The sequence below is a fragment of the Gemmatimonadota bacterium genome (assembly GCA_026387915.1).
Taxonomy (GTDB): domain Bacteria; phylum Gemmatimonadota; class Gemmatimonadetes; order Gemmatimonadales; family Gemmatimonadaceae; genus Fen-1231.
In genome coordinates this window covers 185,872-197,124 of the sequence record JAPLKS010000022.1, presented here as the reverse complement: position 1 = coordinate 197,124, position 11,253 = coordinate 185,872, and the positions used below count along the sequence as shown (strand labels likewise).

General features: G+C 64.3%; 7 protein-coding genes. 6 read left to right on the top strand and 1 reads right to left on the bottom strand.

What is annotated here, in order from left to right:
- Positions 1-10 precede the first annotated feature (10 nt).
- From dacB to NTZ43_14750, 5 genes are all read left to right on the top strand, one after another.
- Entirely contained in the window at positions 11-1,567 is a 1,557-nt protein-coding gene (gene dacB / locus NTZ43_14770; GenBank protein ID MCX5768480.1) for a D-alanyl-D-alanine carboxypeptidase/D-alanyl-D-alanine-endopeptidase, read from the top strand.
- A 48-nt stretch (positions 1,568-1,615) separates the two neighbouring features.
- Positions 1,616-2,641, top strand: a complete 1,026-nt coding sequence (locus tag NTZ43_14765) for an alpha/beta hydrolase (protein ID MCX5768479.1) — start codon at positions 1,616-1,618, stop codon at positions 2,639-2,641.
- Between the two features lie 72 nt (positions 2,642-2,713).
- Entirely contained in the window at positions 2,714-5,017 is a 2,304-nt protein-coding gene (locus NTZ43_14760; GenBank protein MCX5768478.1) for a M28 family peptidase, read from the top strand.
- A 130-nt stretch (positions 5,018-5,147) separates the two neighbouring features.
- Positions 5,148-5,663, top strand: coding sequence for a CHRD domain-containing protein (locus NTZ43_14755; GenBank protein ID MCX5768477.1), 516 nt, complete (start codon positions 5,148-5,150; stop codon positions 5,661-5,663).
- Positions 5,664-5,686: 23 nt separating this feature from the next.
- The gene (locus NTZ43_14750; protein ID MCX5768476.1) at positions 5,687-7,027 is read left to right on the top strand and encodes a hypothetical protein; all 1,341 of its coding nucleotides are present in this window, start codon (positions 5,687-5,689) and stop codon (positions 7,025-7,027) included.
- Positions 7,028-7,033: 6 nt separating this feature from the next.
- On the opposite strand, the gene NTZ43_14745 is transcribed toward NTZ43_14750, so the two are convergent.
- Positions 7,034-8,476, bottom strand: a complete 1,443-nt coding sequence (locus tag NTZ43_14745; GenBank protein ID MCX5768475.1) for a pyridoxal-dependent decarboxylase — start codon at positions 8,474-8,476, stop codon at positions 7,034-7,036.
- Positions 8,477-8,697: 221 nt separating this feature from the next.
- On the opposite strand from NTZ43_14745, the gene NTZ43_14740 reads away from it, so the two are divergent.
- Positions 8,698-11,190, top strand: a complete 2,493-nt coding sequence (locus NTZ43_14740; protein ID MCX5768474.1) for a BamA/TamA family outer membrane protein — start codon at positions 8,698-8,700, stop codon at positions 11,188-11,190.
- Positions 11,191-11,253 lie beyond the last annotated feature (63 nt).

Sequence of the window (11,253 nt, the reverse complement as noted above, 5' to 3'; positions counted from 1 at the left end):
AGGTCTCTGTATGCGTCCATCCGCTCTTCGTACCGCCGCCGTCGCACTCCTCTGTTCGGCCTCTCTGGCGTTGCCTCTGGCCGCGCAGCAGCTGACGCTCGAACAGCGGATTCAGCAAGTGATGGACCGCGCCGTATTCACACACGCGTCGTGGGGAATAGAGTTCTACGATCTCGAAGCCAAGCGCACTGTGTACTCAGTGAATCGCGACCGATTGATGGTGCCCGGTTCCACGACCAAGCTCCTCACCACCGGTACGGCGCTCGAGCTACTCGGAGCCGATCATCGCTTTCACACGCGGGTGTACCGCACGGGCCCAGTGGTGAAGGGTACCGTACAAGGCGATCTCATTTTGGTCGCATCGGGTGATCCGAATCTTTCTGGGCGCCTGAATGCCGATGGCACGCTCGCTTTTACCGATCATGATCATTCGTATGGTGGCTTGCCGCTCGAGGCCGATCCACTTGCCGCGCTACGCGGGCTCGCCAAACAGATCGCGGCGAAAGGCATTCACGCGGTCACGGGGCAGGTGATCGTGGACGCTTCGCTCTTTGCCGAGGGCGAGAAGGAGCTCGGCACGGGCGTCACGATTTCACCGCTCGTGGTGAACGACAATGTGATTGACATTGTGGTGGCTCCCGGCGCGAAAGTCGGTGATGCGGCTCGCGTCACGGTGTCGCCGCGCACCGCGTATCTCACCGTGACGAGTCGGCTGACGACGGGCGATTCTGGAACAGCGCCAGTCATCAAAGCCGTGGAAGACAGCACCAACCGCGATGCCCGCACGATCACCGTCACCGGACGCGTGCCGCGCGCGGCTGCGCCAGAGAACATGCGCTGGGCGGTGCCGACGCCGAGTCGTTTTGGGGAGTTGACCTTTGCGGCGATACTGCGCGAGGCCGGCGTGCGCGCCCCGGCTCGCGTGACCAAGCGTCACGTAGATCTCAAGGCGCTGGCTACGAAGTACGCGGACAGCACGGTGGTAGCCGAGCACGTGTCCGCGCCGTTCACGGAAGAAGCAAAGGTCATTCTCAAGATGAGCCAGAATCTTCACGCGAGCATGATGCCGTATGTAGTGGCAGCGATCAAAGCGCCGAGCGATACGACGAAAACAGGGTTCGATCTCGAACGTGCCTTTCTCGAACAAGGGCACCTCGATATTGACGGTGCCGTGCAGGGCGACGGTGCCGGCGGCAACGCGTACTTCTCGGCGGCGTTTATGACGCGGTATCTCGAGTACTGCGCCACACGCCCATGGGCCGAGGCATTCCAGCGCGCGCTTCCGATTCTGGGCAAGGACGGCACGCTCGTCGACATTCAGACCAAGTCACCGGCAGCTGGCAAGGTGTATGCCAAAACCGGAACCTATGGATCGTACGATCCGTTGCACCGCCGCCAGCTCATTCACGGCAAAGGACTCGCCGGCTATTTTACTTCCAAGAGCGGCCGTAAGATTGCCTTCGCGGTGTATGTGAACAATCTCGCCATCGCCAAGGGAGATCCCGCGCCGTTCGCCGGGCAGACGCTTGGTGAAATCGCGGCACTGGGTTGGGAGTTCATTCCGTGATGCTGTTTTCCAATCGCATTCCTTCTCACTCGTCACGCTGACTTTTCTATGAAACGCTGGATCCGCCGCATCGCCCTTGGCTTTGGCTCCCTCATTGCGATCGTGTTGTTGACGGGCTCCATCTGGGAGCGCGTGTCACGATCCAGCGCGGCGAAGGATTTTCCGGTGGCGGGGAAACTCGTCGACATCGGTGGCCGCCGAATTCAGATTGACTGCCGCGGCGAAGGATCGCCAACGGTGGTGCTCGTCTCCGGTCTCGATGTCGGCGGCTCCTTGAGCTGGACGGCCGTGCACGATTCCATCGCGCGCACCACGCGCACCTGTGCCTATAGTCGTGCTGGCATCATGTGGAGCGATCCGGGGCCGGCGGTAACCTCGGCCAAAGGCGTCGCGGACGATTTGCATGCGACGCTCGAAAAAGCGGGCGAGCACGCTCCGTTTGTGATGGTGGGCCATTCGCTCGGCGGCCCATACATCATGACATACGTAAAGTATTTCGGCGATCAGGTGGCCGGCGTGGTGATGGTGGATGCGTCACACCCCGATCAACTCGAACGGTTCAAGGTGATTGCGCCCGCGTCGGCCGACATGCTGGCCATGAATCCGCTGAAGGTGGGCGCCGCGCTCAGCTGGACCGGCCTCCTGCGTTTCCTAACGCGGAGCACGCCGGCAATGCCGCACCAAGACATGGCGGGCGTCCATGCACAGGGCGCATATATCAACAATTCGATCATCGGCGCCCTCAAGGAAGCTGACGCGCTCGCGCCAACGCTTGTCGAAGCGGGCACATTCCGCAAGCTCGGCGCCCGCCCGCTGGTGGTACTCACCGCGATGTTGCCGCTCTCGCCCGCCGAGCGAACGATGATGAAGCTCAACGACGATGGGGCCAAAGCCTTCAAGGAGGCGTGGAAGGCGATGCACAACGAAGAAGCCTCGTGGTCCTCGCGCAGTGAGCACATTCTGGTTCCGGATGCCTCGCACTATCTCCAGTTTCTCAAGCCGGAACTGGTGATTCGTGCCACGCGTAGCGTGGTGGATAGTGTGCGCGCCACGGGTCATCGTAGCTCAGAATAAGGTGCGACGTACCGCGGCTGTCCCTCTGGCACCGCGCTGCTCTGTATTCTCGCCACAGGTCAGGCTCTTCTTATGAAGCTGTTCTCGCGCGGCCCAGCGCTCGCCACCACCGCAGCGCTCACGGCGCTCTGCTCGGCACTTGTGATTCGCACCGCGACGCCGCCGGCGGTCGTGCCCGCATCGGCGCCAGCCGCCGAGTTCTCCGCGGAGCGCGCGCTCCGGCACGTGCGCGTAATCAGCGAGCGTCCGCACCCAACAGGCAGCGCGGACAACGTGCGCGTGCGCGAGTACGTGATGGCGGAACTCACGGCGCTCGGACTCGAGCCGCAGCTGCAGACGACGACGGGCGTTGGGACGCGCTATCAGGTAGCGGGACGCGTGACGAATGTGCTGGCGCGCATGAAGGGGCGTACGCCCGGCGGGCCCGCGTTGATGATTGCGGCACATTACGATGGTGTGGGCGCAGCCCCAGCCGCCGGCGATGATGCCGCTGGCTCTGCGGCGTTGCTGGAGACACTCCGCGCGTTGAAAAACGGAACGCCTCCCGAGCACGATGTGATTGCGCTGTTCACCGACGGCGAGGAGATGGGTTTGCTCGGCGCCGCCGCATTTGTGCGTGAGCATCCGTGGGCGCACGACGTGGCGATGATGCTCAACTTTGAAGCGCGCGGCGATTTTGGACGATCGATGATGTTTGAGACCGGCACGGGGAATCTCGACGCCGTGCGCGTGTTGCGTACGGTGCCAGATGTTACCGCCAGCTCGTTGACGGTGACGATTTATCGCTCGCTGCCCAACGACACCGATCTCTCGGAGTTTTCGATACTCGCGCAGCCGGCGCTGAACTTTGCCTTCATTGGCGGCGTGACGCGCTACCACACGTTGCACGATGATCTCGCGCATCTCGATGCGCGCAGTGTGCAACATCATGGCAGCCAAATGCTCGCTCTCACGCGCGCCTTTGCCGCGGGTCCGCTCCCGAGGCCTGTGACGGGCGACGCGGTGTTTTTTGATTTTCCGTTCCTTGGCATCATCGCGTATCCCGAACGTTGGTCGCTGCCGATTGGTCTCGCGGCCGCGGTGCTCGTGGTGCTGGTGCTGGTGCAGGGACGCCGCCGCGAACCGCGATGGGCACTGCACGTGACGATCGGCGCAGTGGCGACCGTGCTCGCCGTTGTTGGGAGCGCGGCCACCGCACATGCGGCGAGCACAGCGCTCGTGCGACTGCATACGGCGATGGGTTGGGGTGGCGCACCGATGTGGAGTGGTGTGTACGCGGTGGCGTGCGCGCTATTGGCGTTCGCCGTGACGGCCGCGGCGTGGGGCATTGCGCGCCGCTGGGCCAGTGCGGCTGCCGTGCACGCGGGTGCTCTGCTCATCTGGACCGTGCTCGCGGTGGGCGTCTCGTGGAAGATTCCCGGTGCGAGTTTTCTATTGGCGTGGCCTCTGGCCGTTGTTGCGGCCGCCGTGCTCGCACGGCGCGGCGCGATCGCCGCGCAGTGGATGGGCGTCATTGTGGCCACGTCGTTGCTCGTGCCGCTCATCTACTCAGTGGGCGGTTTCACCCTGCCGCTGAGTGGTGCCGGAGCCATTGCGCTCGGCGTGTTGGTGGCGCTGCTCGCGATGTTGCTGACGCCCATGCTCGAACAGATGGCTGGCGATACGCGAGGTGCCTTCGTGGGGACGGTACTCGGCGCGTCGCTCGCGATGAGCGTGGTCGGGATGATCACGGTGCGGCCGAGTGTGGATGAGGCGACGGTGGCCGATCTGACGTATGCGGTGAATGCCGATAGCTCGGGTGCGTGGCTCGGGGCCGCTGCCGATGTGTCGTCCGCCTCGTCGTGGGCGTCGCAGGTGCTTGGCGCCGAACGCCGCATGTTCAGCGGAACGAAGGGCGATTCCGCCGCGCCCGCTTGGTTGGTGCCGTCGATGGATGGGCGGGTCAAGTTTGCCGCGCGTGCGGTGCCGCGTGTGGAGCTTCGCGGGCCCGAGGCGAAAGTGATCACCGATTCCGTGACGGCAGACGGTCGTCACTTGGTGGTGCGCGTGACGACGGCGCCTGGCACGCTGACGGTTGGCTTGCGGTTGTTGGATGCTCGGGTGTCGAAGGCATCGGTGGACGGGCGCGACATTTCCACCACGCGGTATCGGCGGACGTCGGCACAATGGACGCTGATGTACACCGCGCCGTCGGACTCAGGGCTGGTGCTTTCATTTGAGGTTCCGCGCGACGCACAGCCGTCGCTCGAAATGACGGCCCGCACGCCGGGCCTACCGACGATCGCGGCGATGCCGATCGCGCCGCGTCCGGCGGATGTGGTGCCGATTCAGTCTGGAGACGTGACGGTGGTCTACCGGCGGGTGCGGCTGCGGTAGGGCGGTCGCGGCCGCGTCTGGAAAGGATCAAACAGGGGGGTGACAGGGTAAGGGGTTACGGTATAGTTTACCGGTCAACCATAAACCCGTTGTGCATTTTCGCCCTGTCCCCCCTCACCAGAGCCAACCCATGCAGATTCGCGCCCTCACGATCATCGCTGCTGTCGCCGTAATTATCGCCGTGGCTTGCAAGAAGGACGACGCGACCGCCCCCGCCCCCGTGTCCAAGCTCGTGACGTTCAAGGCCACCTTGAATGGCGCCAGTGAAGTGCCGGCCAATGCGACCACCGGCACCGGCACCTTTACCGCCACGCTCGATACGTCGAACTACGCCTTTACCTATGATCTGACGTTCACGGGCCTGACGTCGAACGTGAATAACGGGCACATCCACGGACCGGCGACGACCACGGCCAGTTCGGGCACGACGATCAACTTCAACACACTGTCCGGCGCGTCGTTCAGCTTTGGCGCCACGAGCGGTACCGGGCATGGCTCGACGGTGTTGAACGCGGGCACGCAGATCACGGCCACCATGAGTGGGGATTCGTTGCGGAAGCTGCTGTTCGCCGGCCTGGCGTATGCGAACATTCACACCACGCAGAACCCCGGCGGCGAAATCCGCGGCCAGATTCTCAAGCAGTAATCCGGTCCCGCGCCGTGCTGCTGATGACCCGTATTCAGCACGGCGTTCGCGTGCTCTCGCTCGCAGCCTCCCTCACGGGTGCACCGGGGTGGCTGCGGGCGCAACACCAGATGGCGGACATGCCCGTGCCCACCGCGCCAGGCATTCCAGATGCCCGTCGCGGTTCGGGGACGTCCTGGCTTCCGGACTCATCACCAGTGCGTGCGCTGACCATCATGCGTGGCGCGTGGATGCTCTCGCTGCAGGGCGCGGCATTCGGCTTCTACGACGCACAGGGCACAAAGCGCGGTGCCCATCAGTGGGGTGTAGCCGACTGGGAAATGCTGATGGCGATGCGCCCCGTTAGCGGCGGTATGCTGCGCCTGCATGCCATGACGAGTGTGGAGCCGTTCATACTTGGCGGGAGCGGTTATTCCGAACTCCTGCAGACGGGCGGCACCTACCGGCACTCGGTTCTGTTTGATCGCCAGCATCCCCATAATGCGCTCACAGAGTTGGCCGCGAGTTACGAACGCGCGGTCGGCGACGGTCCGACACTCTCGCTGTACGTCGGCGCGGTTGGTGAGCCCGCGGTGGGGCCGGTGTCGTTCATGCATCGCCCGTCAGCGGAAAACGATCCCTTTGCGCCGATTGGTCATCACTGGCAGGATGCGGCGCATCAGAGCTTTGGGGTGGTCACCGTTGGGGTGAACACCAGCACGCTGCGGCTTGAAGGTTCTGTGTTCAATCCGCGCGAGCCGGACGAACATCATCTGATCGTTGATTATCGCGATGCCAAGCTCGACTCCTACGCGGGTCGACTGAGCTGGGCTCCCACCGCGCGCGTCGTCGCGTCAGCGTGGTGGGCCTTCCTCAACTCGCACGATCGGCTCGAGCCGGACACGCGCATGCATCGGTGGGGGGCGTCGGTGCTTACCGAGTCGCGCGGACCCGCGGGCGGTCGGCTCTCGAGTAGCCTCGTGTGGGGAGTGAATCTGCATCACCATGGGGCCGCGAGTCACGAGTTGATTCACGGCGGACCGGGTGCGTCGCCGCACCACCTCTCCAGCAGCCTGCTCGCGGAGTCAAACCTTGAGATCGGGCGTCGCAGTGCCGTCTTCGCGCGCCTCGAGCGCGTAGAGAAGAACGGCGAAGAGCTTGGCTTTCAGGGCGGCGATCTCACCACGCTGTATGATGTTCGCGCCATCACCCTCGGCGCGATCCATCGCGTGGCCTCTGCGGCTCGCCTCGATGCATCGCTCGGCGCCCGTGCGTCGTTGAACTTTGTTCCGGCGTCGCTTCTCGCAACCTACGGAACGCGCACGCCGACTGGCGTGGCGGTGTACCTGCAGCTGCGCCCGAGCGTGTCGCGACACGCGCACTGACGGGCGCTACACCGCCGCGCCGCCGCGCAGCAATTCCCACGCGCGCGCCAAGTGCGATTCGCCGGTGCGCAAATTCCCGATCGCCACGCGCAACACATAGGTGGGTCCGAGCATCGTGTGCGACATGAAGATGTCGCCGCTCTCATTCACGCGATCCAAAATGCGCGCGTTGTGCGCATTCACCTCGGCGAGCGACAATCCTGCCGGCACATGACGAAAACAGACCGTGGAGAACGGATGCGGCGCTGCAATCTCCCACTCGGACTCCGCGCGTACCCAGCCGGCGAACATCGTGGCGAGTTCGCAGTGATGCCGAATGCGCGCGGCAATGCCGTCGGCACCAAAGGCGCGGAGCACCATCCACAGCTTGAGCGCGCGAAAACGGCGGCCGAGTTGAAAGCCGTAGTCCATGTAGTTGACCACGACGTCCTGCTCAGCGGTTTCGAGATACGCCGCGACGAGTGAGAAGGCGCGCTTGAGGACCTCGGGGCGCCGAGTGAAGAACACTGAGCAATCCATGGGCGTGAAGAGCCATTTGTGCGGGTTCACCACAAACGAGTCGGCACGGTCGACGCCGTCGAGATGATGGCGCAGTTCGGGCACGGCGCCAGCGACGCCGGCATAGGCGCCATCCACATGCAGCCAGAGTTTTTCGGCGGCGCAAATATCGGCGATCGCCGGCACCGGGTCGACGCTCGTGATGCTCGTGGTGCCAACGGTGGCGACAACAGCGATGGGCTTCATGCCGCGCGCACGGTCCGCAGCAATGGCTTCACGCAGCGCGTCGGGGCGCATGCGAAACTCGGCGTCCGCTTTCACGCGCACCACATTTTCAAAGCCAATGCCGAGCGTCATGGCGGCTTTGTCCACGCTGGAGTGGGCGTGTTCGGAGCAGTAGATGCGCATCACCGGCAGGTCGCGGCCAGCGAGTCCTTTGCGGCGCACGTCGAGCTCGGCGTCTACTTCACGCGCCGCGGCGAGGGCGTACAGCGTACTGGTGCTGGCGAGGTCGTTGATCATGCCGAACCATCCCTCGCTCAAGCCGAGGAGTTGGCGGAGCCAGTCGGTCGTCAGCTGTTCGAGTTCGGTGGCGGCCGGACCGGTGCGCCAGAGCATGCCATTCACATTCAGCGCAGCTATGAGGAACTCGGCGAGGACGCCGGGCGCCGAAGCTGTGTTGGCGAAGTAGGCCAGAAACCCAGGGTGATTCCAGTGGGTGAGGCCCGGGAGAACCTGCGTTTCGAAGTCAGCGAGGATACGCGCGAGCGGCTCCGCCTCCTTGGGAGGGGACGGACTGAGGCGGTTACGCGTGGCGCCCGGCACCAGCGGCGGGAGCACGGGATATCGCTCGGGGGCATCGAGGTAGCGGGCAATCCATTCCACGAGTTCGTGGGCGCGCTCGCGGAACTCTGGCGCGCCGACGTCGCCGAAATCAGCAGGGGTGGTCATAGGAGAAATCGAACGAACGGCTACTGGGTGGCGCAATGGCTGTGGCGGTGTGACGGTCCATGCGGCGACCTCGGCCGATGAGAGCGGAGACCACCGCCGGTGGCCCGTAGGCCGCCCTTCGTCCCCTTGGCGGGTATTCGACGCGTATTTCAGAAACCGAATGCCCGTCCCAAGCGTATCAGAAGCAGACGCCACTCCGCCTGAATTTTGGAGATTGCCCGATGCTGGCTTTTACACCGCTTATTCTTGCTCTTCAGGTCTCCGTCGGGGTTCGCGTGGGGCAGGATACCGCGCTCGCGAACGCGGCAAAGCGCGCGCGCGCCGAGACGGCCGCCGCGATGGAGGAATCGCGCGGTGATCGAAAGCGTCCGGTGCGGCGTGCGGTGGTCACCGCCGAGTTACGGCGCACGGCGTACCGCGATGAAGCGGCGCGTACGCTGATTTTGCGTGCACGGTCGGCGCGACTGCTCCAGGACAGTCTGCTACGCAGTTACGACGCCACCACCTATCAGCGCATCTCGGTGGGGCTAGGGTTCAAGGCGTTTGGCCGCGACCGCTTGGCGATGCGCCACGAAGAAGCGACGCGTGTGCAGTGGGATCGCACCGCGGGGGCGATTGTGGATGTGAAGGGGAGTCGCAGTGTGGTGCCGATGGCGAAAGGATTCTCCGACAGCAGTGACACGGAAATGACCGGCACGTCCTCGCTGCCGTACTATCCGGGTAAAGAAGAGTTATGGATTGGCGGTAGTCAGGTGAGTCGCGATGAAGTGGATGAGCGCGAGTTCGTGAATCCGCTCAAGGAAGGGGCCGAGGCCTACTACTTCTACGAGACCGGCGATTCGGTGTTTATGAATTTGCCGGATGGTAAGACGCTCACGTTGCGCGAGATTCGTATTGTGGCGCGACAGCCCAAATGGAATGTGAGCGTGGGCAGTTTTTGGTTCGATGAAGGCACGGCGCATCTTGTGCGCGCGGTGTATCGCTTGAGTGTGCCGCTGGATGTGTGGGGAATGGTGGACGAGCAGGCGAAGTTGGCGAAGGCCGACAGCGCGGGCGCGGACACGCTGGCCACGGGTCGCGTTGCGCGGGGCGAAGGACGAGGCAACGGACGCGGAGGGCCCGGAGGGCCACCGCCGCGCGACCGCAACCGCAACAACGACGGTCCCCCCGCGCTGGTGAAGGCGATTATGTCGCCGATGAAAGTAGAAGTCTCGGCGATCACCATCGAGTACGGCCTCTACAATCAGCGCTTTTGGCTGCCGCGCGCCAACGCCATGGAAGGGATGGCGCAGGCCGGCTTTATGCGGATCCCGATTACGCTTGAAGAAAAAATCCGCTACGCCGGCGTCAACGCGCTCGACGCGCCGATCACCGTTCCGCCGATTACGCCGTCGCGACTCCGTGTGTTGCGCGACAGTCTCGAGGCCGCCAAGTCTTCGCAGGTGGTGACCGACTCGCTCATGAAGATCGCGCGCAAGGTGCGTGTGAAGGAGTTGCAGGAGAAGCACGAACGCGAATGCAAGGCGAACGGCTTCTATACAAGCGAAGCGCGCCGTGGTGAAGGAGCGGTGCCCGTCTTTACGCGCACGCCGTGCGACGCCGTCAAACTCGCGAACTCGCCGGATTTGCCGCCGTCGATCTACGATCCAGGCGACGTCGTGTTTGGCAGTGCCGATCGTGACCAATTGGTGAAAGCGCTGACGATGGGGCTGCAAAGCGGATGGGCGCCACAGATGCCGCGGCTCGAGTATGGGCTCGCGTACACGCGGTACAATCGCGTGGAAGGGTTTGGCACGGGGATCGGCGCGACGATGGAGTTCGGGAGCGGCTATGCCGCTGCGCTGCGCGTGCGCGGCTCGGTGGCGGATCGCGCCTTCAATGGCGAACTGGGGATGACGCGCAGCAATGGCCGCGCGACCATTGGGGCCACGGTCTACCGCAGACTCGGCGCGATGAACGACTACGGCACGCCGCTGAGTTTTGGCGCGTCGCTCGCCAATGTGCTCTACGCGCGTGACGAAGGTGCCTACTATAGGAACTGGGGTGCGGAGATTCATGGAGAATCGCAGCCGTTTGGGCGCCTTGAGTGGCGGCTCTTTGGCGAGCAGCAATGGAAGGCCGACGTGAACACGCGGTGGTCGCTCTTTGGCGGCGCCAACGATGACCGCTTCCTGGCGAACCCGGCGGCGCAGAAAGCGACGGTGTACGGTGGTGCGGCGCGGTTGGTGGCGAGCGCTGGACTTGATCCGAACGGGTGGCGCTCGCTCTCCGACCTGCGGCTCGAGGCGGCGGGCGGCGACTATCAATACGTGCGCGGTCTGGCCGACCTGACCGTGAGTCACAGTCTGGGAGTGCTGGGCTTTTCGCTCAATGGCGCGGCTGGCTACACGACCGGCTCGGTGCCCGTGCAGCGGAAATTCTATTTGGGCGGGCTCCAGACGGTGCGCGGACAGACGGCGCTCACCGCGAGTGGCGACGCGTTCTGGATGGCGCGCGCGGAGCTTGGACTCGGGAACGTTGGCGTGCGGCCGGTGGTGTTCGGGGACATCGGCTGGGCGGGGGATCGCAAGGATTTTTCGAAGCCCGGGCGTCCAATGTCAGGCGCCGGCGCCGGTATTTCGATGCTCGACGGTCTCATCCGTATGGACCTCGCCCGCGGCCTGTATCCAGCCAAGCAATGGCGGTTCGACGTGTACCTCGAGGCCAAGTTCTAACGGTTGTTGGGGCGTCGTGGGGGATTGGAGCGGCGAACGGGTTGCCTCCGAGGGGGAATCAGC

What these genes read in the sequence shown, in the direction of transcription:
- NTZ43_14745 (MCX5768475.1), bottom strand. Translation starts at nt 8,476, where the DNA reads ATGACCACCCCTGCTGATTTCGGCGACGTCGGCGCGCCAGAGTTCCGC.
- dacB (MCX5768480.1), top strand. Translation starts at nt 11, where the DNA reads ATGCGTCCATCCGCTCTTCGTACCGCCGCCGTCGCACTCCTCTGTTCG.
- NTZ43_14740 (MCX5768474.1), top strand. Translation starts at nt 8,698, where the DNA reads ATGCTGGCTTTTACACCGCTTATTCTTGCTCTTCAGGTCTCCGTCGGG.
- NTZ43_14750 (MCX5768476.1), top strand. Translation starts at nt 5,687, where the DNA reads ATGACCCGTATTCAGCACGGCGTTCGCGTGCTCTCGCTCGCAGCCTCC.
- NTZ43_14765 (MCX5768479.1), top strand. Translation starts at nt 1,616, where the DNA reads ATGAAACGCTGGATCCGCCGCATCGCCCTTGGCTTTGGCTCCCTCATT.
- NTZ43_14755 (MCX5768477.1), top strand. Translation starts at nt 5,148, where the DNA reads ATGCAGATTCGCGCCCTCACGATCATCGCTGCTGTCGCCGTAATTATC.
- NTZ43_14760 (MCX5768478.1), top strand. Translation starts at nt 2,714, where the DNA reads ATGAAGCTGTTCTCGCGCGGCCCAGCGCTCGCCACCACCGCAGCGCTC.